Source organism: Bacillus sp. MAG717A, assembly GCF_036884855.1.
Taxonomy (GTDB): domain Bacteria; phylum Bacillota; class Bacilli; order Bacillales; family Bacillaceae; genus Bacillus; species Bacillus safensis.
The window spans coordinates 2,825,362-2,849,864 of sequence record NZ_CP145733.1; the positions used below are offsets into that span (position 1 = coordinate 2,825,362).

25 protein-coding genes are annotated in these 24,503 nt (G+C 41.9%); 23 read left to right on the forward strand and 2 right to left on the reverse strand.

The window, feature by feature from the left end; translation table 11 throughout:
- Positions 1-6 precede the first annotated feature (6 nt).
- From V6Z54_RS14555 to V6Z54_RS14665, 23 genes are all read left to right on the forward strand, one after another.
- The gene (locus V6Z54_RS14555; protein ID WP_058839062.1) at positions 7-1,320 is read left to right on the forward strand and encodes a nodulation protein NfeD; all 1,314 of its coding nucleotides are present in this window, start codon (positions 7-9) and stop codon (positions 1,318-1,320) included.
- Positions 1,321-1,347: 27 nt separating this feature from the next.
- Entirely contained in the window at positions 1,348-2,340 is a 993-nt protein-coding gene (gene floA / locus V6Z54_RS14560; RefSeq protein ID WP_024423026.1) for a flotillin-like protein FloA, read from the forward strand.
- A gap of 31 nt (positions 2,341-2,371) precedes the next feature.
- Positions 2,372-2,869 carry a hypothetical protein gene (locus V6Z54_RS14565; protein ID WP_041086251.1) on the forward strand — a complete coding sequence of 166 codons (498 nt, stop codon included), beginning with the start codon at positions 2,372-2,374 and terminating at the stop codon, positions 2,867-2,869.
- 206 nt (positions 2,870-3,075) lie between these two features.
- Positions 3,076-3,357: a sporulation protein YqfC gene (gene yqfC, locus V6Z54_RS14570; RefSeq protein WP_012010618.1), complete on the forward strand. Its 282-nt coding sequence runs from the start codon at positions 3,076-3,078 to the stop codon at positions 3,355-3,357.
- Positions 3,358-3,375: 18 nt separating this feature from the next.
- Complete coding sequence (yqfD, locus tag V6Z54_RS14575; protein WP_338527447.1) at positions 3,376-4,566, forward strand: sporulation protein YqfD; 1,191 nt, start codon at positions 3,376-3,378, stop codon at positions 4,564-4,566.
- A 3-nt stretch (positions 4,567-4,569) separates the two neighbouring features.
- On the forward strand, positions 4,570-5,529 hold the full coding sequence (locus tag V6Z54_RS14580) for a PhoH family protein (protein WP_060697380.1): 960 nt from the start codon (positions 4,570-4,572) through the stop codon (positions 5,527-5,529).
- Positions 5,530-5,667: 138 nt separating this feature from the next.
- A complete protein-coding gene (locus V6Z54_RS14585; RefSeq protein ID WP_338527978.1) occupies positions 5,668-7,755 on the forward strand; it encodes an HD family phosphohydrolase in 2,088 nt (695 codons plus the stop codon).
- The gene (ybeY, locus tag V6Z54_RS14590; protein WP_041086242.1) at positions 7,756-8,235 is read left to right on the forward strand and encodes an rRNA maturation RNase YbeY; all 480 of its coding nucleotides are present in this window, start codon (positions 7,756-7,758) and stop codon (positions 8,233-8,235) included.
- Entirely contained in the window at positions 8,213-8,599 is a 387-nt protein-coding gene (locus V6Z54_RS14595) for a diacylglycerol kinase family protein (RefSeq protein WP_024423020.1), read from the forward strand. The genes ybeY and V6Z54_RS14595 overlap by 23 nt, the downstream gene beginning before the upstream one ends.
- A gap of 113 nt (positions 8,600-8,712) precedes the next feature.
- Complete coding sequence (locus V6Z54_RS14600; protein WP_008356263.1) at positions 8,713-9,111, forward strand: cytidine deaminase; 399 nt, start codon at positions 8,713-8,715, stop codon at positions 9,109-9,111.
- On the forward strand, positions 9,104-10,009 hold the full coding sequence (era, locus tag V6Z54_RS14605) for a GTPase Era (RefSeq protein ID WP_007501305.1): 906 nt from the start codon (positions 9,104-9,106) through the stop codon (positions 10,007-10,009). The genes V6Z54_RS14600 and era overlap by 8 nt, the downstream gene beginning before the upstream one ends.
- A gap of 147 nt (positions 10,010-10,156) precedes the next feature.
- Complete coding sequence (locus V6Z54_RS14610; RefSeq protein ID WP_003217288.1) at positions 10,157-10,300, forward strand: YqzL family protein; 144 nt, start codon at positions 10,157-10,159, stop codon at positions 10,298-10,300.
- A gap of 35 nt (positions 10,301-10,335) precedes the next feature.
- Complete coding sequence (recO, locus tag V6Z54_RS14615) at positions 10,336-11,106, forward strand: DNA repair protein RecO (protein WP_047202320.1); 771 nt, start codon at positions 10,336-10,338, stop codon at positions 11,104-11,106.
- Positions 11,107-11,435: 329 nt separating this feature from the next.
- Complete coding sequence (glyQ, locus tag V6Z54_RS14620) at positions 11,436-12,323, forward strand: glycine--tRNA ligase subunit alpha (protein ID WP_012010611.1); 888 nt, start codon at positions 11,436-11,438, stop codon at positions 12,321-12,323.
- Entirely contained in the window at positions 12,316-14,361 is a 2,046-nt protein-coding gene (gene glyS, locus V6Z54_RS14625) for a glycine--tRNA ligase subunit beta (protein ID WP_073979121.1), read from the forward strand. The genes glyQ and glyS overlap by 8 nt, the downstream gene beginning before the upstream one ends.
- 167 nt (positions 14,362-14,528) lie before the next feature.
- Positions 14,529-15,167: a helix-turn-helix transcriptional regulator gene (locus tag V6Z54_RS14630; protein WP_024423017.1), complete on the forward strand. Its 639-nt coding sequence runs from the start codon at positions 14,529-14,531 to the stop codon at positions 15,165-15,167.
- Between the two features lie 25 nt (positions 15,168-15,192).
- Positions 15,193-16,014, forward strand: coding sequence for a pyruvate, water dikinase regulatory protein (locus tag V6Z54_RS14635; protein WP_008342399.1), 822 nt, complete (start codon positions 15,193-15,195; stop codon positions 16,012-16,014).
- Between the two features lie 261 nt (positions 16,015-16,275).
- Positions 16,276-16,776: a YaiI/YqxD family protein gene (locus tag V6Z54_RS14640; RefSeq protein ID WP_024423016.1), complete on the forward strand. Its 501-nt coding sequence runs from the start codon at positions 16,276-16,278 to the stop codon at positions 16,774-16,776.
- A gap of 33 nt (positions 16,777-16,809) precedes the next feature.
- Positions 16,810-18,639 (forward strand): DNA primase, encoded by a 1,830-nt coding sequence (dnaG, locus tag V6Z54_RS14645; protein WP_073979120.1) that lies wholly within the window; start codon positions 16,810-16,812, stop codon positions 18,637-18,639.
- Between the two features lie 206 nt (positions 18,640-18,845).
- On the forward strand, positions 18,846-19,967 hold the full coding sequence (gene rpoD, locus V6Z54_RS14650; protein ID WP_008342392.1) for an RNA polymerase sigma factor RpoD: 1,122 nt from the start codon (positions 18,846-18,848) through the stop codon (positions 19,965-19,967).
- A 301-nt stretch (positions 19,968-20,268) separates the two neighbouring features.
- Positions 20,269-20,628, forward strand: coding sequence for a cytochrome c550 (cccA, locus tag V6Z54_RS14655; RefSeq protein WP_034280134.1), 360 nt, complete (start codon positions 20,269-20,271; stop codon positions 20,626-20,628).
- Positions 20,629-20,748: 120 nt separating this feature from the next.
- Positions 20,749-21,465 carry a tRNA (adenine(22)-N(1))-methyltransferase TrmK gene (locus V6Z54_RS14660; protein WP_041086233.1) on the forward strand — a complete coding sequence of 239 codons (717 nt, stop codon included), beginning with the start codon at positions 20,749-20,751 and terminating at the stop codon, positions 21,463-21,465.
- Positions 21,458-22,579 (forward strand): Nif3-like dinuclear metal center hexameric protein, encoded by a 1,122-nt coding sequence (locus V6Z54_RS14665; RefSeq protein WP_338527448.1) that lies wholly within the window; start codon positions 21,458-21,460, stop codon positions 22,577-22,579. Before V6Z54_RS14660 ends, V6Z54_RS14665 begins: the two co-directional genes overlap by 8 nt.
- Before the next feature lie 37 nt (positions 22,580-22,616).
- On the opposite strand, the gene V6Z54_RS14670 is transcribed toward V6Z54_RS14665, so the two are convergent.
- Both V6Z54_RS14670 and vrrA read right to left on the reverse strand, forming a co-directional pair.
- Positions 22,617-23,561 (reverse strand): 4-hydroxy-3-methylbut-2-enyl diphosphate reductase, encoded by a 945-nt coding sequence (locus V6Z54_RS14670; protein WP_024423011.1) that lies wholly within the window; start codon positions 23,559-23,561, stop codon positions 22,617-22,619.
- A gap of 157 nt (positions 23,562-23,718) precedes the next feature.
- Positions 23,719-24,420 carry a VrrA/YqfQ family protein gene (gene vrrA, locus V6Z54_RS14675; RefSeq protein ID WP_041086229.1) on the reverse strand — a complete coding sequence of 234 codons (702 nt, stop codon included), beginning with the start codon at positions 24,418-24,420 and terminating at the stop codon, positions 23,719-23,721.
- Positions 24,421-24,503 lie beyond the last annotated feature (83 nt).

Below are 24,503 nucleotides of genomic sequence, written 5' to 3' on the forward strand. Positions count from 1 at the left end.
AAATAGATGAAAAAAATAAAAATTTCTATTGCTCTCTTCAGTTGTTTTATAATATGCTTGTTATTAGGGGTTCAATTGACCGCGAAATCAGCAGATCAGAAAGTTCATGTTATCCCAATTGAAGATACAGTAGAAAAAGGACTTTCTAAATTCATTGAACGATCGTTTGAGCAGGCAAAGGCGGAACGAGCGAAGCATATTATTCTCGACATCAATACACCAGGTGGTGCAGTCGATGCAGCGCTTGAGATCGCAGATACCATTCGCGCTTCCGATATCCCAGTGACAGCGTTTGTCAATCATAGAGCGCTTTCAGCCGGGGCCTTCATCGCGCTAAATGCCGATCAGATTTATATGACCCCGAATGGAAAGATGGGGGCTGCTGCGATCATTGATGGAGAAGGCAATGCTGCCGATCAAAAATCTGAATCTCTATGGCTTGCTGAAATGAGTGATGCTGCCGAAAAGCAGGGGCGTGATCCAAAGTATGCTCTTGCCATGGCGGATGTAGATATAGACGCAAAAGAAGCTGGTGCACCAAAAGGGGAATTGCTCACCTTTAACACAGATCGGGCGCTTCAATTCGGGTATGCAGAAGGTGAAGCAAAAAATATGGATGACTTGCTTCAGAAGCTGAAATTAACAGATGCTTCTGTTCAATACGATGAAGTGAGCTTTGCTGAAAAGGTTGCGCGTTTTCTTACGCACCCAATTGTCATTCCGATCCTTTTATCCATTGCAAGTTTAGGGTTAATTGTTGAGCTCTATTCTCCTGGCTTTGGGGTCCCTGGCACCATGGGAGTGACAGCGCTTCTTTTATTCTTTTATGGTCATCTCGTGGCAGGTTTTGCAGGATATGAGACGTTGTTCCTGTTTTTGGCAGGGATTGCACTCATCATTCTGGAATTGTTTTTGCCAGGGGGAATCGTAGGTGTCATTGGACTGATCTGTGTCGTTGTCAGCTTATTTTTAGCAGCTGGAAGCTTTACAGAAATGGCGATTTCCATCTTGATTGCCACTGCTGTTTCAATCATAGCAGTTATTTTATTGACAAAGGTGTTGGGGAAACGTATGAAATTCTTTAAAAAGTTCATTTTAACCGATTCAACCAATAAGGAAAGCGGTTATGTCTCAAATGAAACAAGAGAAGATCTTGTTGGACAAATCGCAGTGACAGCAACTGCACTTCGTCCATCTGGTACGATCGTATTCGGAGATGAGCGCATTGATGTTGTGTCAGAAGGTGCCTTTATCGATAAGGATGAACAAGTAAAAATTGTGAAAGCGGAAGGCTCACGCATTGTCGTGAGGAAAGTATAGATATACTGATTTTAGAGGAGGAATAAAATGGATCCATCTACTTTACTATTATTTGTGATTATCGCAGCAGGTTTGATTGTTCTATCGATCTTTTTCACCTTTGTACCGGTGATGCTGTGGATTTCTGCCCTAGCGGCTGGCGTAAAAGTGAGCATTTTTACACTTGTAGGAATGAGACTGCGCCGAGTCATTCCAAACCGAGTGGTCAACCCACTCATCAAAGCACATAAAGCAGGTCTTGATGTGACGATTAACCAGCTGGAGAGCCACTATCTTGCAGGCGGTAACGTGGACCGTGTTGTGAACGCATTAATTGCAGCTCAACGCGCGAATATCGAATTGAACTTTGCTCGCTGTGCAGCCATCGACCTAGCAGGACGTGATGTACTAGAAGCAGTTCAAATGAGTGTAAACCCTAAAGTCATTGAAACACCATTTATCTCTGGTGTTGCGATGGACGGGATTGAAGTCAAAGCAAAAGCACGTATTACAGTTCGTGCAAACATCGACCGACTTGTCGGTGGTGCAGGGGAAGAAACAATTATTGCCCGTGTAGGTGAAGGGATTGTCTCTACAATCGGTTCATCAGATAATCATAAAAAGGTTCTTGAGAATCCTGATATGATTTCTCAAACGGTTCTTGGTAAAGGATTAGATTCAGGTACTGCATTTGAAATTCTCTCGATTGATATCGCAGATGTTGATATCGGTAAGAACATCGGGGCGATTCTGCAAACAGACCAAGCAGAAGCAGACAAAAATATTGCACAGGCGAAAGCAGAAGAACGCCGCGCAATGGCTGTTGCACAAGAGCAAGAGATGCGCGCGAAAGTTGAAGAAATGCGCGCGAAAGTTGTAGAAGCAGAGGCTGAAGTACCTCTTGCAATGGCTGAAGCATTACGTGAAGGCAATATTGGTGTCATGGACTACATGAACATTAAAAATATCGATGCTGATACGGATATGAGAGATTCATTTGGTAAAATGACAAAAGGTCCATCTGATAATGAAAACAAATAAGCATCCTCTCACGCTTTAAGGAGGGAGCCCATTGGACATTCTATTTGAAAATCCGCTACTAATTGCGATTATCATCGGTATCATCTCTGCCGTCTTTGGGAAAATCGGCAAACAAGAGGAGAACGAAGAGCAGAATCAGCAAAAGAAGCCCGCTCCTCAGCGTAAGCAGGTGCCCCAGAAGCAAACAAAGCAAACACGTCCAGATCCAGTCGTGACGGATCAGCTGGACGATTTCGGCGATGTACATGATCATGGCGGGATGAAGAAAAAAACATCTCAGTCCTTACAAGATCGCTATACGGCTACACTTGCCGAAATGGAAGAAAGAAAAAACGAGCTGAACAAAGAGTTCCAATCGCTTGAAAGAGAGCTGACAAGGCCAAAGGCTGCATCTGCTGAAATGAGGCCAAAAATGATTGAGAAGCTGAACCAAGATACAATGGTTCAAGGAATGATCCTTGGAGAAGTATTTGGAGAGCCGCGCGCGAAAAAGCCGCACAGAACGATGAAACGGCCATATAAAAGATAAAGAAGAAAGCCCCCTTTATGAAAAAAGGGGGCTTTTTTTGCCTGATAACGATTTTTCTTAAAGAAAATGTTGAAAAGGCTGTTTTACGGGATTCATTAGCATGATATGAACCGCTGAGGAATAGGATGATATAGAGGCTTTCTCATCAGTCTCACCATCTTTCAGTTTGATCTCATACACATGAGGTGGGAAGGGGTTCTTATTGAATGGGAAAAAGAAAAAATCGACTTAAAGCATGGCTGACAAGAACGCTTGAAATCCCTCCAGACGTGATGATGGATCTTCCCCGTATTACGATGGTTGGCAGACTCCACATTTACATAGAGAACCATAAAGGGCTTTTACTTTTCAGTGATCAAGAGGTAAGGCTGATGCTCAAACAGGGACAATGCATTATTTCAGGGAAAGATTTTGTGATAAAAACGATTTTGCCAGAAGAGATTTTATTGGAAGGGAAAATCGATGAGGTCCGTTATATTGATTCTTAACTGACGGAGGGGAGAAGCGTGAAGAATAAATGGTTCGGCTATTTTATTGGCAGAGTGGAAGTGGAGATCAAAGGAAGCGGCATTGAGCGTCTCATCAATGAGTGCACGAGGCAGGGGATCACAATGTTTCAAGTGAGCCGCCGTCAAGACAGCGTGCGCTTATTTATTCGCCTATCAGATGTACATGCCTTCAGAAAGGTACGCAGACATCATGACGTGACATGTTCATTTCATCAAAAGAAGGGCTTTCCGTTTCTACTCCTTTGGTCAAGGAAGAATATCGGATTTACCCTTGGGATTGTATGCTTTCTATTGACGATATTGGCTCTTTCAAACATGGTATGGAAAATTGATATTAAAGGAGCCAATCCAGAAACTGAACATCAAATGAGAAAGCATTTAGACGACATTGGGGTGCAAAAAGGACGTTTTCAGTTTCTAATGGGAACACCTGAAAAAATTCAAAAATCCCTGACAACCAATATTCAAAGCATCACATGGGTCGGCGTTGAACTAAACGGCACAACCTTTCAAATGAAAGTTGTGGAAAAAAATGAACCCGAAAAAGAAAAATACACGAGTCCTCAGCATATCGTCGCCAAGAAAAAGGCTGTCATCACAAGAATGTATGTAGAAAAAGGCGAGCCACTCGCCGCGGTTGATGAACATGTAAAGAAAGGACAGATGCTTGTCTCTGGAGTCATTGGCAGCGAAGATCAGCAGAAAACGGTAGGAGCCAAAGCAAAAATCTATGGTGAAACGTGGTATCGTTCTGAAGTTTCTGTCCCTCTTCGAACATCTTTTGACGTCTTTACGGGTAAAATGAAGACAAAGCACAAGCTCTCCGCATTTGGAGGCTCACTGCCATTTTGGGGCTTTTCTTTTAAAAAGGATGATTTCAAGCAGCCAAAAACAGAAACAGAAGTTCATCCGCTTCATTTCTTAAACATGCAGCTCCCATTCTCTTATGAAAAGGAAATCACACGCGAAAGTGAGAAAATAAATCGAGAATACACAAATAAAGAAGCGGTTCAAGCAGGGATTAAAATGGGTAAAAAAGAATTAGAAGAGAAGCTAGGTCAAACAGGAGAGGTGAAAAGTGAAAAAGTTTTGCACGAGACAACAGGGAATGGTAAAGTTAAGTTAATCATCCTTTACCAAGTAATAGAAGATATTGTTCAACCAACACCTATTGTTCAGGGAGACTAGAGAATGACAGAACATTTACTTGAGATTCAACAAAAATTGGATAGTCCAAACGAAGCGATCGCTTTATTTGGCAATCAAGATTCTTATCTGAAACTGATGGAAAACGAGCTGAACGTCTCCATTATTACGCGTGGAGAAAAAGTGTATGTTTCTGGAGAGGAAGCATCAAGAGAGACAGTAAGCCGTTTGATCACATCTCTTTTACATCTTATTCGTAAAGGAATTGAGATTTCTGAACGAGATGTCGTCTATGCCATAAAAATGGCGCAAAAAGACAAGCTGAATTATTTTGAAAATATGTATGAAGATGAAATTACGAAAAATGCCAAAGGAAAGTCGATCAGGGTGAAAACAATCGGCCAGCGGGAATATGCTGCGGCGATGAAAAAAGATGACCTGGTCTTTGGAATTGGACCTGCTGGTACAGGGAAGACATATTTGGCAGTCGTCAATGCGGTACATTCACTGAAAAATGGACATGTGAAACGAATTATCCTGACAAGACCAGCTGTTGAAGCAGGGGAGAGCCTTGGCTTTTTACCAGGTGATCTAAAGGAAAAGGTAGATCCTTATTTAAGACCACTATATGATGCCTTGCATGATGTGCTTGGCAGTGATCATACTGAACGTTTAATCGAGCGCGGCGTGATTGAAATAGCGCCTCTTGCGTATATGAGAGGCCGGACGCTTGATGATGCATTTGTTATTTTAGATGAAGCGCAGAATACAACACCTGCCCAAATGAAAATGTTTTTGACGAGACTTGGGTTTGGCTCTAAAATGGTCATTACAGGAGATATTACACAGATTGATCTGCCAAAGGGCATGCAGTCAGGTCTTGCGGCTGCAAAGGACATGCTTGCAGAGATCAAGGGCATCTCATTTATTGAATTAGACCAGACAGATGTGGTCAGACACCCGCTTGTGGCGAAGATCATTGGCGCATACGAAAAGCAAAAATGAACTGAGTGACCCGATCGTCTTCATCGGGTCATTTTGTTTCGATCGTGGTTTAAAGTAAAAAAGGAGGTACTTTCCTTGAGAAAGAATCAAAAAGGCAGTAAGCGCAAAAGACTGCTGTCTAAAAAAGAACCTCAGAAAATGGAGCGCTCACGTTATTTAAATGTTTTGCTGTACGCTGGTTTAGCAGCCATTTTATTCGTAGTGCTCTTCTTCCATGTAAAGCCTGAATCGCTCGACTTAGATTTGTTTTCTGTGAGCGAACAGACCATCTATTCTCCGTCAACCGTTGATGATCAAGAAGCGACAGAAGAAAAGAAACAAGAAGCAATAGATCAAGTAGAGGATCAATATACGCTCAAAAAAGCGTATTCTGATAATCGCGTAGACCTCATCTCATCCCTCTTTGAAGCCATTAAAGAAGAGAAGAAAGCAGCTGATGATAAAGAGAACGCGCCATCAGATCAAGAAATGGTCAAGCGTGTCAAAGAAAAGCTCACAACAGATATGCAGGAGGCTGTTTCGGATCAATCCATCAAAGCACTGCTCCAGGCAAGTGATGAAAATCTCTCATTTACTAAGGATTCCATCATCACAGTGGTGAATTCACTGATGAGTAAAGAAATCACAGCCGCGAAATTACAAGATGAGAAAAAACAAGTCAAAACAGAGCTTAAAAATAATTCTATTCCGTCAAAATACTTAAATGCAGCGAAAGAGATCGGCGAATTTGCGATCATTCCAAACTATGTATTTGACCCAGTGGCAACAGAGAAGAAAAGACAGGAAGCCGCTGATAATATTCAGCCAGTGCAAATCAAACAAGGACAAATTCTAGTCGAAGAAGGAGAACTCATCGACCGAGAAGTTTATCGTAAATTAGAACTGACGGGCTTATTAAACAGCTCAAATTTATTTAAGCCTGTAACTGGTCTTTTCATATTAATTGGCCTTTTCTTAGCAGCGATTATTCATTCCCTTGAATCCAGGAAAAAATCGCTTGTCCATAAGAATAAGTCATTACTGCTTTACTCGCTTATTTTCACGATTATTTTAATTATCATGGAAGTGTTCAGCCTCTTCCAGGAAACGAAGTATACGACGATAGGATATGTTGTGCCAGTGGCACTTGGCACGATGCTGATTAAGCTGCTCATTAATGAGCGGTTAGCGATCTTCTCCGGTCTAGTATTTGCTCTTTGCGGCAGTATGATGTTTAATCAAGGAGTAACCGGCGTCTTTAACTATGTGATCTGCGCTTATTACCTTATGAGCGGGATGGCGGGTATTTTATTTTTAAGAAAACATAATGCAAGATCAAAAATATTGCAGGCCGGGCTTTTGGTGGCCTTGGTGAATGTGCTTGTGGTTTTATCCATTACACTGATCCAAAACTCTTCACCATCAGGGCTTGAAATCGGTGTAAACCTCATGATGGCGATTGTGTCAGGGTTTGCATCATCTATCTTGGTCATTGGGTTAATGCCTGTTTTTGAGAGCATGTTTGGCATTCTTTCAACAATGAAACTGATTGAATTATCCAACCCTAATCATCCGCTGCTCAAAAAGATTTTAACCGAGACACCAGGTACATATCATCACAGTGTCATGGTGGCAAATTTAGCGGATGCTGCATGTGAAGCAGTCGGCGCAAACGGTCTTTTAGCAAGGGTCGGCGCTTATTATCATGACATTGGGAAAACGAAAAGACCGCAATACTTTATCGAAAACCAAATGAACATTGATAATCCGCATGACAAGCTTTCTCCTCAGCTGAGTAAAAATATTATTATTGCCCATACGACAGATGGCGCTGATATGCTGAGAGAAAAGAAGTTTCCTGAAGAGCTTGTCGACATTGCAGAACAGCATCACGGAAAGTCTCTTTTAAAGTTCTTTTACTATAAGGCAAAAGAGCGTGATGATCAGGTGACAGAAGAAGAATTCCGTTATCCTGGTCCAAAGCCGCAATCAAAAGAAGCAGCGATTATTTCTGTGGCTGACAGCGTTGAAGCGGCGGTTCGTTCCATGCATAATCCTAATCCAGAGCGGATTGAAAAGCTTGTCAAAGGCATTATTTCAGATAAAATGCAGGACGGGCAATTTAGTGAATGTGACCTCACATTTAAAGAATTAAATATTATTAGCCAAACGATTTGTACAACATTAAAGGGGATTTTCCATTCTCGGATTGAATATCCAGATGCCCCGAAGCAGAAGGTGAAGTAAATGACATTGTTAATCGATTTAATAGATGAAACAGGACAAGTATCAAAAGAGCAGCTTGAAGAAGTGGAAAAGCTTCTTCAGTTTGCTGCAGACGAACTTGAGGTTAAGGATCAAGCAGAAGTATCAGTGACGATCGTTTCGAATGAAGAGATTCATCAAATCAATAAAGAATACCGCGGAAAAGACGCGCCAACAGATGTGATCTCCTTTGCACTTGAGGAAGAAGGAGAAGGGGAGATTGAAATCATTGGAGCGGATGAGATCCCGCCTGTACTTGGTGACATTATCATTAGTGTAGATCGAACGAAAGAGCAGGCGGAGGAATATGGACATTCCTTTATGAGAGAGCTTGGATTCTTAACGATTCATGGCTTCCTTCATTTGCTCGGATATGATCATATGACAGAGGAAGATGAAAAAGAAATGTTCGCCAAACAGACAAAAATCTTGGATGATTATGGCCTTTCGAGATCATCGTAAGAAAAGAAGGCCGCTCGCCCGTTTTTTTCGGAGTTTTTATTATGCATTTAGAGGAATATGGCGAACTTTCTTGAATGAACGGAATTTTCGATTTCACACAGTCGCAGCCATCATCGTGGTGATCTGCGGCTTTTGGTTCCGCATTGACCCATTTGAATGGCTGATCGTTCTTCTTCTTTGTGGGGGGATGTTTGCGCTTGAACTTGTCAATACAGCCATTGAACATACAGTGGATCTGATGACAGAAGAAAGGCACCCGCTTGCAGAGAGAGCGAAGGACGCTGCGGCAGGCGCTGTTTGCGTTTACGCCGCGATTTCGGTTATGATTGGGTTGATCATCTTCTTACCGAAGATCATGCAATAGAACAATATTACTATTTATTAACATTTTTAGAAATGGGCGTGAAAATGTCACGTGAATTATGTAAAATATAAATGTGACAGTGGTACCATTTCTTCTGAAAGTGGGAACTAGGAATGAACAAACAAGAGTTGATTTCAGAAGCAATCAAAGCAAGAGATTTTGCATATGTACCCTATTCTAAATTCAAAGTCGGTGCAGCGTTACTGTCGAATGATGGAAAAGTGTATGGCGGCTGCAACATTGAAAATGCAGCATATGGTATGTGTAATTGTGCGGAAAGAACAGCACTTTTTAAAGCCTATTCAGAAGGCATTACATCTTTTCAAATGTTAGCAGTGGTGGCTGATACAGACCGTCCTGTTTCGCCGTGCGGCGCATGCAGACAGGTCATTTCAGAGCTATGTGCACCTGACATGCCAGTGATTCTAACGAACTTAAAAGGACATATATACGAAACAACAGTAAACGAACTATTGCCAGGCGCATTTTCACCGGAGGATTTAAATGACTAACGAAAGCTTCAAATCAGGATTTGTATCAATTATTGGAAGACCAAATGTAGGGAAATCAACCTTTCTTAATCGTGTCATTGGACAAAAGATCGCCATCATGAGCGATAAGCCCCAAACGACGCGAAACAAAGTGCAAGGTGTCCTGACAACGAACACATCACAAACGATCTTTATCGATACACCAGGGATTCATAAACCTAAGCATAAGCTTGGTGATTTTATGATGAGGGTGGCTCAAAATACACTGAAGGAAGTCGACCTGATCTTATTTATGATCAACGCACAGGAAGGCTATGGCAAAGGTGATGAATTCATCATTGAACGACTAAAGCAAACATCTACACCGGTGTTCCTTGTCGTGAATAAAATTGACCAAATTCATCCAGATGAACTGTTCCTTTTAATTGATGAATACCGCACACGTTATCCATTCAAGGAAATTGTGCCAATTTCAGCTCTTGAAGGAAACAATATCGACACGCTTCTTCAGCAGATTGAAGGTTATCTTCCAGAGGGCCCTCAATTTTATCCGGCAGATCAAGTAACAGATCATCCAGAACGGTTTATTATTTCTGAATTAATTCGTGAAAAAGTGCTGCATTTAACGAGAGAAGAGATTCCGCACAGTATTGCGGTTGCGATTGAATCGATTAAGCCAGATGAAAATGGCAAGATCCATGTCGCGGCAACCATTGTCGTAGAACGTGATTCGCAAAAAGGGATCGTCATTGGTAAACGAGGTAGCTTGTTAAAAGAAGTGGGACAAAAAGCGCGCAGAGATATTGAAGCACTTCTAGGCTCAAAAGTGTATTTAGAGCTTTGGGTCAAAGTTCAGAAGGACTGGCGTAATAAATCCACTCACTTGCGTGACTTCGGATTTAGAGAAGACGAATATTAAAAAATCGCGCATTTGTCAGCAAATCTGACAATGGTGCGGTTCGATTAGTAAAAATTGTTTATCATGAAATGGAGGTAGCCTGGTCAAGATAAAATTAATATGTTGGATGTAGCGTTGCTGCTTCTAATAAAGAAAGGTGGGGTTTTTATGTTGAATTTTACATGGAACGTATTTTCACAAACAGGAAGCGTTGACACGTATCTGCTTTTCAAAGAGTTAGAAAAGGAGAACCTGGAAAGACCCGATGTACTTGAAGAAGAAATAGCACGATTTGATTTTCCAATCTTATAATTCTTGACCCCCTCCAGCGCTCGGAGTGTAGACAAATGCTCATTAAAAGTGAAGGAATCGTCCTTAGAACAACAGATTATGGCGAAACAAACAAAATTGTCACGCTGCTCACAAGAGAACATGGAAAAATTGGCGTGATGGCAAGAGGCGCAAAAAAATCAAACAGCCGCCTGTCAGCCATAAGCCAGCCGTTTTTATACGGCACCTTTCTTATCCAATCATCAACAGGACTTGGAACGCTCCAGCAAGGCGAAATGATTGAAAGTATGCGGGCCATTCGGGAAGACTTATTTCTGACCGCATATGCCGCATATATGACGGAATTGATTGATAAAGGGACAGAAGAAAAAAAGCCAAACCCTTATTTGTTTGAGCTTCTGCTTCAATCTCTGCGTCATCTCAACGAAGGCACAGATGCTGATATTATTTTATTTATCGTAGAGGTTAAAATGTTATCAGTGATGGGGATGAAGCCTGAACTTGATCAATGTGTTCACTGTGGTCAAAAAGAAGGGCAGTTCCATTTCTCGATAAGAGATAACGGCTTCATTTGCCAAAATTGTTTTTCGAAAGATCCATATAAACTGCCCTTGTCCCCCGCAGCTGCAAGGCTGCTCCGTTTGTTTCATTATTTTGATTTATCAAGGCTTGGTCAGGTTGATGTGAAGCCGCAGACGAAACAAGAAATTCGTCAAGTGCTTGATCACTACTATGACGAATATTCTGGCCTCTATTTAAAATCAAAAAAATTCATGAATCAGATGGAATCCATGAAAAAGCTAATGGGTGACGAAAACAAAAGTTGACATCTCCCATGACTTTTTGTAAGATCATCTAAGATAAAATATGTTGCATTGACAGAAAGAAGTACTTACGTAAAATCCATAAAAGCGACCTTAGGGCGGTGTGAGCTAAGGATGGAGGCGTAACGAAAGGCATTCTTGAGCAGCGTAAAACAAAGCGGCTGGATGCTACGACACCAGCAAATAGGGTGGAACCGCGGGAAAAACTCTCGTCCCTATGTTTGCAAAGAACCTTGCGAGCATAGAGACGGGAGTTTTTGTGTTCTCTTACAAGGTTCTAATCCCACCCGCCATACATAGCGGTTGGTGTAGAAAAGATGGAGGTGCGATCATTGAATATTCAAGACATGATTTTGACGCTGCAAAAGCATTGGTCAAATGAAGGCTGCGTATTAATGCAGGCGTATGACACAGAAAAAGGTGCCGGAACGATGAGTCCATACACGTTCCTCAGAAGCATCGGCCCAGAGCCATGGAAGGTAGCATATGTAGAGCCTTCAAGACGCCCGGCTGATGGCAGATATGGAGAAAACCCAAATAGATTGTATCAGCATCATCAATTTCAAGTGATCATTAAGCCATCACCTGACAATATTCAAGAACTATATCTTGAATCATTGAAGGCACTTGGCATTGACCCGCTGAAACATGATATTCGTTTTGTGGAAGACAACTGGGAAAATCCATCTCTTGGCTGTGCAGGACTTGGATGGGAAGTATGGCTTGATGGGATGGAAATTACACAATTCACGTATTTCCAACAAGTCGGCGGCTTAGAATGTAAGCCGGTTTCTGTTGAAATCACATACGGTATTGAACGTCTTGCTTCTTACATCCAGGACAAAGAGAATGTCTTCGATCTTGAATGGACAGACGGATTTACGGTCAGAGATTTATTCTTAATGGCTGAATATGAGCACTCTGTTTATACATTTGAAACATCTAATACTGACATGCTGTTCGAGCTATTTACAACCTATGAGAAAGAAGCACATAGTCAAATGGACAAAGGGCTTGTTCACCCGGCATACGATTATGTCCTCAAATGCTCTCATACGTTTAACCTGCTTGATGCAAAGGGCGCTATTTCTGTGACTGAGCGAACTGGTTATATCGGAAGAGTGCGTCAGTTAGCAAGAAAAGTAGCCAAAACCTATTATGAAGAACGCGAAAAATTGGGATTCCCTATGCTAAAAGAGGAGGCGGCTTCTCATGAATAAACAAGATGTATTACTTGAAATCGGCTTAGAAGAGATGCCGGCTCGTTTCATGCCAGAGAGCACAAAACAGCTAGGTGAGAAAGTAAAAGCATGGTTTGAAACGCAAAATATTTCATTCGAAGAGACTGCTTTATTCAACTCACCAAGACGTCTTGCTGTACTTGTGAAAGGTGTCGCAGAAAAACAAGAAGACATCAAAGAAGAAGCAAAAGGCCCAGCTAAAAAGATTGCCCAAGATGCCGAAGGCAATTGGACAAAAGCTGCTGAAGGCTTCGCCCGGGGCCAAGGTGCTTCAACAGATGATCTCTATTTCAAAGAGATCAAAGGAGTGGATTATGTCCATGTCCAAAAGTTTCAAGAAGGTAAGCAAGTCAAAGACCTTCTGCCAGCGTTAGGTGAGATCGCTGCTTCATTAAGCTTTCCAAAGAACATGAGATGGGGAAGCGAAGATTTACGCTATATCCGTCCGATTAAATGGATTGTTTGTTTATTTGGACAAGAGATTGTACCTGTTGAAATTGCTGGTGTGAAAAGTGGCCGTGAAACAAGAGGACACCGTTTCCTTGGAACAACAGCCAGCATTGACACACCTGCTTCCTATGAACAAACATTGCGCGATCAATTTGTGATTGCAGACTCAGATAAAAGAAAACAATTAATTACTGAACAGCTAAATGCGCTATCTTCAGAAAAAGGCTGGGTCATTCCTGTTGATCCTGAACTTCTAGAAGAAGTGAATGATCTTGTAGAATACCCAACTGTGCTGTTTGGTTCCTTTGAAGAGGAGTTTCTTGCATTGCCGGAAGAAGTATTGGTGACAACAATGAAAGAGCATCAGCGCTACTTCCCTGTGAAAAATGAGCAAGGAGAATTATTACCGCACTTTATTACAGTCAGAAACGGAAACAGTGATGCGCTGGAAAATGTCGCAAGAGGGAATGAAAAAGTACTTCGTGCACGTTTATCAGATGCTGCATTCTTCTATAAAGAAGACGAAAAACTAGTGATTGAAGACAATATTAAAAAGCTTGATAAAGTGGTATTCCATGAGAAACTTGGAACAATCGGCGACAAGCTGAAGAGAGTGACAGACATTGCAACCCGTCTAGCGGCTCATGTCGGAGCAGATGACGAAACAACTAAACGTGTGGCGAGAGCAGCAAGTATTTCGAAGTTTGACCTTGTGACTCAAATGGTCTATGAATTCCCTGAATTACAAGGAATCATGGGTGAGAAATATGCAAGAGCTCTTGGTGAACATGAAGAAGTGGCAAGAAGCATCAACGAGCACTATATGCCGCGCTTTGCTGGTGACGAGGCACCATCCACTTTAATTGGTGCGATTGTGGCCGTAGCAGATAAGCTCGATTCTATTTGTTCATTCTTCTCAATCGATGTGATCCCAACGGGTTCTCAAGACCCTTATGGACTTAGAAGACAAGCGAGCGGTATCGTTCAAATCCTGCTCGACCGTCATTGGAATATTTCATTTAAAGAGCTGTTAGCACTTGCTCAAGTAAAGGCAGAACATGAAGCTGCTCTATTTGAATTTTTAACGCATCGTTTAAAATATGTTCTTCAAGCAGAGCATATTCGCCATGATGTTGTTGATGCAGTGCTGGATGTTGAAAATATTGAGCCATATGCAGTCGTCAAAAAAGCAGCTGTTCTTGAAGAGAGTGTAAAACAAGAAAGCTTCAAAGAAACGGCTGAAGCATTGGGACGCGTCATTTCAATTAGTAAAAAAGGGGAAGACGCAGAGATTCAGCCTGAATTGTTTGAAAATGAACATGAGCAAAAGCTGTTTGAGGCGTATCAGCAAGTAGAGAAAGCTGTCAAGGAACATGTAGCAGCAGGACAATACAACCTGGCACTTGAGGCACTAGATACATTAAAAACACCGATCGTTCATTATTTCGATCACACAATGGTTCATGCGGATGATGAAAAACTGAAGCGAAATCGTTTGGCACAAATGGTCAAACTAGCCAAAGTGATTCAATCATTTGCGAATATGAACAATTTAATTGTAAAATAAATACTTAAGAACGGTTGCCTTTTCCGAAGGGCAATCGTTTTTTACTCATTTAATTCACGGTTTTTGAGTGGATTTTTGTTTCATTCGGACAAAGATGCGCTATAATATGATGAGTTATGAAAATGATATACATAAAATAAAGATTTCGCTCTCTCTATTTAAAGGTGGTGAGTACAATCGAGTTAAATAAACGGCAAGAGCAGATTTTACAGATTGTCAAAGAGAATGGTCCGATTACTGGAGAGCATATCGCCGATCGGCTGAACTTAACAAGGGCGACCCTCAGACCGGATTTAGCCATTTTAACAATGTCAGGCTTTTTAGAAGCAAGACCAAGGGTCGGCTACTTTTTCACAGGAAAAACAGGCACGCAGCTTCTCGCAGATAAGCTGAAAAAACTTCAAGTGAAAGACTTTCAATCCATTCCAGTGGTGATACATGAGAATGTTTCGGTTTATGATGCGATTTGTACGATGTTTTTAGAGGATGTGGGCACATTATTCGTTGTGGACGATCACTCTATTTTAACAGGTGTGTTATCAAGAAAAGACCTCCTTCGCGCAAGTATAGGGAAACAGGAGCTTCCATCTATCCCTGTCCATATTATTATGACAAGAATGCCGAACATCACCGTTTGCCGCAAGGAAGATTTCATTATGGATGTGGCGAAGCACTTGATTGAAAAGCAAATAGATGCACTTCCTGTGATAAAAGATACGGATAAAGGCTTTGAAGTGGTCGGTAGAATTACGAAAACAAACATGACGAAAATACTTGTTAGCTTATCGGAGAACGAAATAATCTAATGACAGAAGACTGCGAGGGGATGTTATGAGTAATCGCGTAATTTTTGTGGTATCAGATTCAGTAGGAGAAACGGCAGAGCTCGTGGTCAAAGCGGCGCTTAGCCAATTTGATGGCGGCTCATCAGACCATTCAAATATTAGAAGAATCCCGTATGTAGAGGATGTTGGTACGATTAAAGAAGTCATTTCACTGGCGAAAGCAGATAATGGGATCGTCTGCTTTACTCTTGTTGTGCCAGAAATGCGCCAATTCTTAATTGAGGAAGCAGAAGCAAACGGTGTTGTTTATTATGACATCATCGGTCCACTCATTGATAAAATGGAGACGGCATATGGAAATGAAGCGAAACATGAGCCGGGTCGTGTACGTCAATTAGATGAGGACTATTTTAAAAAGGTAGAAGCTATCGAGTTCGCTGTGAAATACGATGACGGCAGAGACCCAAGAGGCATTCTAAAGGCTGATATTGTGCTCATTGGTGTATCACGCACGTCCAAAACACCATTATCTCAATATTTAGCGCATAAACGGCTGAAGGTAGCGAACGTTCCAATTGTACCTGAAGTTGATCCGCCAGAAGAGTTATTTTCAGTTGATCCGAAGAAATGTATCGGTTTGAAAATTAGTCCAGACAAATTAAATCATATTCGCAAAGAGCGGTTAAAATCTCTTGGTTTAAATGATCGCGCTATTTATGCGAACATTGAGCGGATTAAAGAGGAACTAGAGTATTTTGAAAAAGTGGTTGACCGCATTAACTGTCAAGTCGTTGATGTATCGAATAAAGCAGTTGAGGAAACGGCAAATGTCATTCATCAAATGCTGACCAAAAGAGGTTCCGAATAAACTCAGGATGCTCCTCCTGGGTTTTTCCTATGGTGGGAAACGGGTAAACAAAAACAATAGCATATTTGCTGCATTTGTATTATAATAAAAAATTGTGATAAAATGATTGATTTTAGGTTTAAGTTAAGTCAAGAACGAATAAACTAATATTGGCAGAAGTCAAGTGATTCTGAACATAACTTTTCGACAAAATGAGTTGTACTGTTGATTGCTTTATGGGGGAAAAGTATGGTCTTTTTGCTTCTCTAAAGCAGGAATAAGGTGGAGGGATGGAGAATTAGTCACCTGAATGAACGTAAAAAAGAGAGGACGATTTATGTCGATGCAGATGCTTGTCCTGTAAAAGACGAAATCCTTTCTGTCGCATCTCAATTTCAAGTACCAGTGACATTTATTGCTTCATATGAGCATTTTCAAACCAAAAGATCTCCACTTGAAGATTGGCGGTTTGTAGATACACATAAGGAAGCAGCGGACTTAGTCATTGCCAACTCAGCTGCCGCACATGATATTGTCGTCACCCAAGATATTGGTCTTGCCTCCTTATTGCTTCCGAGACAGGTCATTGTTCTGTCTGAAAGAGGACGAATGTACACAAACGAAACAATTGATTTTGATTTGGAACGCAGGCATGTTTCCAGCAAACAGCGAAGAAAAGGTGTATACGGAAAAGGTCCCAAAAAGCTTTTGGAAGAGGATAAGAAGCGATTTATGGCGCAACTACAAAAAATCCTGTCGAATCATGAAGGATTTTTAAATTAAAAGGCGAATAATGTACGACGGAGTGTTATTAGGATGAGCAAACGTATACCAGATGAACTTTTGGAGCAGATCCAAAAAAACGCAGACATTGTCGAAGTGATTGGAGAATACGTACAGCTTAGAAAGCAAGGTCGAAATTACTTCGGTCTTTGTCCATTCCATGGTGAAAATACTCCTTCATTCTCTGTTTCAGCAGATAAGCAAATCTTCCATTGTTTTGGCTGTGGTGCAGGAGGCAATGTGTTTTCGTTCCTCAGACAAATGGAAGGCTACTCATTTATTGAAGCCGTTTCACATGTGGCTGATAAGTACCATATTGATCTGCCTGATCAGGTGGCGAATGCTCAGATGAGTTCCTCTCAGCAGGAGGACACGGCAGATCATAAAATGATTGAGGCCCATGAGCTTCTTAAGAAATTTTACCACCATTTGCTGGTAAATACAAAGGAAGGTCAAAACGCACTCGATTATTTACGGTCCAGAGGCTTTACGGATGAAACAATTGCCAAGTTTGAGATCGGGTATGCTCTTGATTCTTGGGATTTCGTGACCAAGTTTTTAGAAAAACGAGGATTTGATCCTGTGATGATGGAGAAGGCTGGTCTTTTGATTCAACGTGAAAACGGCACAGGCTTTTTTGACCGCTTTAGAGATCGTGTCATGTTTCCCATTCATGATCATCATGGAACGGTCATCGCTTTTTCCGGAAGATCGCTTGGTGATCAGCAGCCTAAATATATGAATAGTCCTGAAACGCCGCTTTTTCATAAAAGTAAGCTGCTTTATCACTTTCATGAGGCACGTATGCATATTCGCAAACGCGAACGGGCAGTTCTTTTTGAAGGATTTGCAGACGTCATCTCAGCTGTTACATCAGGTGTCGGTGAAAGTGTTGCAACAATGGGTACGTCTCTTACAGAAGAGCACGTAAAGCTTCTCAGGCGGAATGTAGAAGAGATCATCCTTTGCTATGACTCTGATACGGCCGGATACGAAGCGACCATGAAAGCATCAGATTTGCTTGGAAAAAGAGGATGTAAAGTTCGCGTTGCCATGATACCAGATGGACTTGATCCAGATGATTACATTCGTAAATATGGCGGCGAGAAATTTAGGAATGACATCATAGATGCAAGTGTGACATTAATGACGTTTAAGATGAATTTTTTCCGAAGAGGAAAAAACTTATCAGACGAAGGAGACCGTCTTACTTATATGAAGCAGGTTCTCCGAGAAATCAGCCGGTTAAACGGCTCTTTGGAGCAAGAGATTTACATGAAACAGCTTGCTGGGGAGTTTTCGATCTCACTTGATTCATTAAAAGAACAACTGGAGCTGTTTGAAAAGCAGCAGCGGCAAGAAACCAAAAGCACGCAGGAAGAAAACGGGCTTGAAAAACGGCGTGCACATCTGTCAACACAAGTGAGAAGAAAGCGTCTGCGGCCGGCATATGAAAATGCAGAGCGAATGCTGCTTGCTCATATGTTAAAAAGCGATGACGTGATCCGCAAAGTACTTGACAGAATCGGGATTGAATTTAATATAGATTCGCACAGGGCGCTGGCAACATACATTTATGCCTTGTATGAAGAAGGCAAAGAACCAACGCCGCAGCACCTGATGAACCGTATAGAAGATGATGTCATGAATCAACTGTTGACGGATATATTGATGATTCAAGTCGGAGACGAACTAAGTGAAGCTGAATTAAGTGATTATGTAAAAAAAGTGTTGAATCATCGGAATTTGTCAATGATAAAGGAAAAAGAGCTAGAACGTGCAGAAGCGGAGAGGCAAAAAGATTTCTTCAAAGCGGCAACACTTGCAAAAGAAATTATTCAGTTGAACCGTTCGCTGAAGTAATACGTCTAATATTAATGACAGGACTTACGGCTGGCAATGAATCCTTTACGGGAGGAGCATAAGACCGCAAGCATCTTGCCTTCATCATTATTTATTTTATTTCCTATTTGCTTCGTCATCTGTTTGATAGAGAGAGAAAAGCAGGGCGGAAGCAAATCGCAAGTTACTTTAGAATTCGTTGCAAGCTTTGGAAGGAGGGATCCATAATGGCTGATAAACAAGCCCACGAAACCGAAACTGAATTAACCTTTGAACAGGTGAGAGATAAGCTCACTGAAACGGGTAAAAAACGGGGCGTTTTAACATACGAAGAAATTGCAGAGCGTATGTCTAGCTTTGAAATTGAATCAGACCAAATGGATGAATACTATGAATACTTAGGCGAACAGGGTGTAGAGCTCATTAGTGAAAACGAAGAGACAGAAGACCCAAATGTTCAGCAGCTGGCTAAGGCGGAAGAAGAATTTGACCTGAATGATTTAAGCGTACCACCAGGTGTCAAAATTAATGATCCTGTTCGTATGTACTTAAAAGAAATCGGACGCGTCAATTTGTTATCTGCTAAAGAAGAAATAACGTATGCTCAAAAGATCGAAGAGGGCGATGAGGAATCAAAAAGAAGATTAGCGGAAGCGAACCTTCGTCTCGTTGTCAGCATTGCGAAACGGTATGTCGGTCGTGGCATGCTGTTCCTTGACTTGATTCAAGAAGGAAACATGGGTCTGATGAAGGCGGTTGAGAAGTTTGATTACCGCAAAGGATATAAATTTTCAACATATGCGACTTGGTGGATTAGACAGGCGATCACACGTGCGATTGCCGATCAGGCGAGAACAATCCGGATCCCGGTTCATATGGTGGAAACCATTAATAAATTGATCCGTGTTCAAAGACAGCTTCTGCAAGACCTAGGCAGAGAACCAACGCCTGAAGAAATTGCTGAAGACATGGATTTAACTCCAGAAAAGGTAAGAGAGATTCTTAAAATTGCGCAAGAGCCTGTATCTTTAGAAACACCTATTGGTGAAGAAGATGACTCGCATCTTGGTGATTTTATCGAAGACCAAGAGGCGACATCTCCATCTGACCACGCTGCGTACGAACTCTTAAAAGAGCAGCTTGAAGATGTATTAGACACGCTGACGGACCGTGAAGAAAATGTGCTGAGACTACGTTTCGGACTAGACGACGGAAGAACACGCACGTTAGAAGAGGTTGGTAAGGTGTTCGGCGTAACAAGAGAGCGTATCCGACAAATTGAAGCGAAAGCTCTTCGTAAATTAAGACACCCAAGCAGAAGTAAACGATTAAAAGACTTCTTAGAGTAGAAACCGGACGGATCTTGAAAGAGATCCGTTCTTTCTTATCAAAAATGAAAACGCTTTTTTCAATCTGATTATATTTTACTGAATAACAAATGAATTTGCAACGTTCTTAGAGAAAAGATGTATAAAAAATACATCTAAATGTGCTGAAGGCTTCATTTCTCATCTTGAATCATTTTTGTCTAATCTGTGAACTTGACCAAAGTTTTGTATCATAATTCGTTTACTTTTTGTAAAATTAAAGTAGAATTAGAATTGTTTGCATAGTCTCAAAGGGGTTTTCACAAAGGGGAGGATGAAAGAAATGAAACGGAATCCACTTATACCATTTTTATTGATTGCCATTTTAGGTATTGGACTCACTTTTTTCTTATCAATGAAGGGGCTGAAAGATGAAGAAAAGATTGCCTCAGGGGGCAAAGAGCAAAAGCAAGAAGAGACAGCAAATGCGACGCCGGAAGAATTGTATAAACAGAACTGTCTAAGCTGTCACGGGGAAAACTATGAAGGCGGCGCAGGTCCTGCTTTAAAAGGTGTTGGAGACAAGCTTGAAGTCGCTGACATCAAGAAGAAAATTCAAGAAGGCGGCAACGGGATGCCAGGCGGGCTGATTCCGAATGAAAAGCTCGATGAAATGGCGGAATGGGTATCTAAAATTAAATAACCTTATACAAAAAGCTCTTTTTCAAAAGAAGAGCTTTTTTCATTTGAAAACGACTTTTAAAAAGTCCATAATTTATATAAGATAGACAAGTATGAACATTAAAGAAAAGTAGTGATACGTATGAATGAAATGAATTTATCCAAACGATTAAAAAAAGTCGCAGACTTTTTACCAGATGAGGCAGTCTTCGCTGATATCGGCTCAGACCATGCCTATTTGCCATGCTATGCGATCCTGCATCAAAAAGCAGTGAAAGCCATTGCTGGTGAAATTACCGATGGACCGCTCCAATCGGCGCAGCAGCAAGTACATAGACTTGAATTAGATGAACAGATATCTGTCAGAAAAGGAAATGGCCTTGAAGTCATTGAAAAAGGCGAAGTGAATGCAGTGACGATTGCAGGTATGGGCGGGGCACTCATCGCAAGTATTTTAAATGAGGGCAAGCATAAGCTCGCAGGCCATGAGCGGCTCATTCTTCAGCCGAATATCCATGCCCACCATATTCGTTTATGGCTTTATCAAGAGGGGTATGAATTGATGGATGAAGTCATTTTAGAAGAGGACGGCAAAATATACGAAATCATCATCGCAGAAAAAGGCGATAAAGATAAAGCTTATGAAGGAATGTCACTTGAAGCAGGCATGCTCGTTGGTCCGTTTCTTGCGAAAGAGCAAAATGACGTCTTCCAGCGCAAGTGGATGCAAGAGCTTCAGCATATGGAGAAGATAGAAAGTCAAATTCAGCAGGCAGCACGGACAGAAGAAAACAAAGAGCGCCTTGAAGAGCTGAATGCGAAAATAAAGACGCTAAAGGAGGTTTTGACTGTTGGCTAAAACAGTAAACGGGCATGAAATCATCCAATTGTTTGAACAATTTTCACCAAAGGCATATGCCATGGAAGGTGATAAAATTGGTCTCCAGATTGGAACATTGAATAAAAAAGTAAGTAATGTGATGATCACCCTAGATGTATTAGAGAATGTAGTAGATGAGGCGATCGAGCGAAAAGTAGATCTCATTATTGCTCACCATCCGCCGATTTTTCGTCCATTAAAACATGTAGCGACAGATCAGCCAGCTGGACGGATCATTGAAAAATGCATCAAACATGATATTGCGGTATATGTGGCACATACGAATTTAGACGTAGCTGATGGCGGAGTCAATGACCTGCTTGCTGAGGCTCTAGAGCTTGAAGAAACAAGTGTGCTAGTGCCGACATACGAGGATCCAATCAAACAGCTTGCTTTGTATGTTCCTGAAGAGTTTGAAGAGGCCATCCGGACAGCTTTAGGAAATGCGGGCGCAGGTCATATCGGCAACTACAGCCATTGTGCGTTTTCAAATGAAGGGACAGGCAGCTTTTTGCCATCAGAAGAAGCTAAGCCGTTTATTGGGGAGTCGGGTCAATTAGAATTTGTGAAAGAAGTGCGGATTGAAACCATTTTCCCAGCAAGTATAGAAAAACAAGTGATTCGCGACATGATCAAAGCACATCCTTATGAAGAAGTTGCCTATAGTGTACACACGACAGATCTTCCTCCTATTCAAAAAGGCCTTGGCCGTATTGGAGAGCTAAATGAGCCTATGACACTTAGAGATTTCACACAATTTGTGAAAACGAAGCTAGATGTGAATGGTGCTCGTTTTGTAGGAGATCAAGACGCTGTAGTGAAAAAAGTGGCAGTGCTTGGCGGAGACGGAAATAAATACATCCATCAAGCGAAAAGAATGGGTGCAGATGTGTATGTAACAGGAGACCTTTATTTCCATGTTGCGCATGATGCCATGATGCTTGGGCTGAACGTAGTGGACCCAGGGCATTATGCTGAAAAGATTATGAAAGAGGGCGTAAAGGTGAAGCTTCAATCGCTATGTGCAAATAAAAAGTATGACGTACAGCTCTTTGTTTCTGAATCAAACACAAACCCATTTCAATTTATGTAAACAAAAAACGTCAGAGCATATCCGCTCTGACGTTTTCTTATTTCTTTGTTTTGACGCGAGGTAAAATTTTAGAAAGAGGAACGGTTCGTTCAATCTTCCAAGTCGTTTCATCATCCGGTTCATAGTTTTCTAAGAAACGAATGACTTCCTTTGTAATAGGTGTTGGTGTTGAAGCACCAGCAGTAACGGCAACGGTTTTGACGCCCTGCAGCCACTCCAGCTTGAGTTCACTTAAGTCGCCAATACGGTAAGCCTGCGTTCCGGCTATCTCCATTGACACTTGTGCGAGACGGTTAGAGTTATTACTTTTTGGGTCGCCGACAACAATGGTTAAATCGGCTTGACCAGCTTGCTGCGAAACAGCTTCCTGACGCACCTGTGTCGCAAGGCAAATCTCTTGATGATACTCGACGTGAGGGTATTTCTCTTTAATCAGCTCCATCAGATCGTGGACATCCCATTGAGACATCGTCGTTTGGTTCGTGATGAGCAGTTTTTCAGATGTTAAATCAAGCGCCTCAATATCGGCTTCTGTTTCGACAAGATGTACCTTGTCAGGGGCTACTCCGACAGCTCCTTCTGGCTCAGGATGACCTTTTTTCCCAATATAAATAATGTCATAGCCATCGGCTGTTTTCTCTGAAATGAGTTCGTGGGTTTTCGTGACATCAGGACAGGTCGCATCAATGGCGACAAGGCCTTTTTCTTCTGCGATTTGACGAACCTCAGGAGAAACGCCGTGAGCCGTGAAAATGACTGTTCCGCTTTCCACCTGCTTTAAAATGTCTAAGCGGTTTGGTCCGTCCAGTGTGTAAATTCCATCTTCCTCGAAGGCATCAGTGACATGTTTGTTGTGCACAATCATACCTAATATATAAATTGGGCGTGGCAAGTTCTTATCAAGTGCGGCATTTTTAGCAATGACCATTGCATCCACAACGCCATAGCAATAGCCACGCGGCGATATTTTAATTACATTCATTTATTCGTCCTCCTGTAGGGAAGTGCTGCTAGAGAAGAACAATATAAAAAGCCGTAAAAAACGGCTTTTTATCATTCTCTTGCTTCCATTATAGCCAAAGTAAGCGTATATATCAAAGATTGTTATACGCAGTGAACACTTCGCCGTTAAAAGATCACTAGACATATAGTTTTGGAACAGAGCTGCCAGATCTTTTTTTCGGTTTTGCTTCAGAAGCAGGTGATGTGTGTGGTGCTGCTTTTTTGACAAGGATGTCTTCGGGTTCAACATTTTCTTCTATTTCATCAGCTTGTGCTTCTTCCTCGGGCACTTCTGTTTCCGCGCTGGTCTCCGTTGATTCTGCATCATCGTCATTTGCATTTGCTTCATCATCGTCCGCACTGCCAAGCTGGCTGTACAGTTTAATCATTGCAGGTAAGTTTCTCACTAAAGGACCGTATTGCTGAATCATTGGCGTAAATTGCTGCGCCATCCCGAGCACTTTTTGAACATTTCCTAACATGCTTGAGAGGGTCGCAGGATTAGTGAAGCTCTGGATTCCTTGTAATCCCGCACCACCTCCAGAGACTCCAGCTCCTCCTGCGCCAGGAAGAAATTTAGAGAGCATGCCTTTAATTCCTGCTCCGCCGCCTAGTGCACGGCTCTCACCTCCTGGAATTCCGCCCATCCCGGGTAAACCGCCTCCCTGTACAGACGGGGAGCGAGGCATTTGCTGAAATGGATTGCCTTGCCCTTGAAAAGGCTGTTGGATAGGAGGCTGCTGCCCTCTTTGAAACATTCGGGGCTGTCCGCCATTTCCAAGGTGCCGGCGTGAGGGGCGGCGCGGCTGAAAATCGCCCATAGGCCTTTGCCCTAACATACTTGTACCTCCCTTACTGCATTCTCTTTCTCTTCATAGGTTATGCAAGGAAGCATCAATTGGTTTCCTGTAGGAAAAGCGGA

Coding starts and splice junctions, on each gene's coding strand:
- V6Z54_RS14555 (WP_058839062.1), top strand. CDS start 7: ATGAAAAAAATAAAAATTTCTATTGCTCTCTTCAGTTGTTTTATAATA.
- V6Z54_RS14585 (WP_338527978.1), top strand. CDS start 5,668: ATGGAGCGCTCACGTTATTTAAATGTTTTGCTGTACGCTGGTTTAGCA.
- V6Z54_RS14635 (WP_008342399.1), top strand. CDS start 15,193: ATGAGTAATCGCGTAATTTTTGTGGTATCAGATTCAGTAGGAGAAACG.
- vrrA (WP_041086229.1), bottom strand. CDS start 24,420: ATGTTAGGGCAAAGGCCTATGGGCGATTTTCAGCCGCGCCGCCCCTCA.
- floA (WP_024423026.1), top strand. CDS start 1,348: ATGGATCCATCTACTTTACTATTATTTGTGATTATCGCAGCAGGTTTG.
- V6Z54_RS14670 (WP_024423011.1), bottom strand. CDS start 23,561: ATGAATGTAATTAAAATATCGCCGCGTGGCTATTGCTATGGCGTTGTG.
- era (WP_007501305.1), top strand. CDS start 9,104: ATGACTAACGAAAGCTTCAAATCAGGATTTGTATCAATTATTGGAAGA.
- cccA (WP_034280134.1), top strand. CDS start 20,269: ATGAAACGGAATCCACTTATACCATTTTTATTGATTGCCATTTTAGGT.
- V6Z54_RS14600 (WP_008356263.1), top strand. CDS start 8,713: ATGAACAAACAAGAGTTGATTTCAGAAGCAATCAAAGCAAGAGATTTT.
- glyS (WP_073979121.1), top strand. CDS start 12,316: ATGAATAAACAAGATGTATTACTTGAAATCGGCTTAGAAGAGATGCCG.
- V6Z54_RS14610 (WP_003217288.1), top strand. CDS start 10,157: ATGTTGAATTTTACATGGAACGTATTTTCACAAACAGGAAGCGTTGAC.
- yqfC (WP_012010618.1), top strand. CDS start 3,076: ATGGGAAAAAGAAAAAATCGACTTAAAGCATGGCTGACAAGAACGCTT.
- ybeY (WP_041086242.1), top strand. CDS start 7,756: ATGACATTGTTAATCGATTTAATAGATGAAACAGGACAAGTATCAAAA.
- V6Z54_RS14660 (WP_041086233.1), top strand. CDS start 20,749: ATGAATGAAATGAATTTATCCAAACGATTAAAAAAAGTCGCAGACTTT.
- V6Z54_RS14595 (WP_024423020.1), top strand. CDS start 8,213: ATGGCCTTTCGAGATCATCGTAAGAAAAGAAGGCCGCTCGCCCGTTTT.
- dnaG (WP_073979120.1), top strand. CDS start 16,810: ATGAGCAAACGTATACCAGATGAACTTTTGGAGCAGATCCAAAAAAAC.
- V6Z54_RS14580 (WP_060697380.1), top strand. CDS start 4,570: ATGACAGAACATTTACTTGAGATTCAACAAAAATTGGATAGTCCAAAC.
- recO (WP_047202320.1), top strand. CDS start 10,336: ATGCTCATTAAAAGTGAAGGAATCGTCCTTAGAACAACAGATTATGGC.
- rpoD (WP_008342392.1), top strand. CDS start 18,846: ATGGCTGATAAACAAGCCCACGAAACCGAAACTGAATTAACCTTTGAA.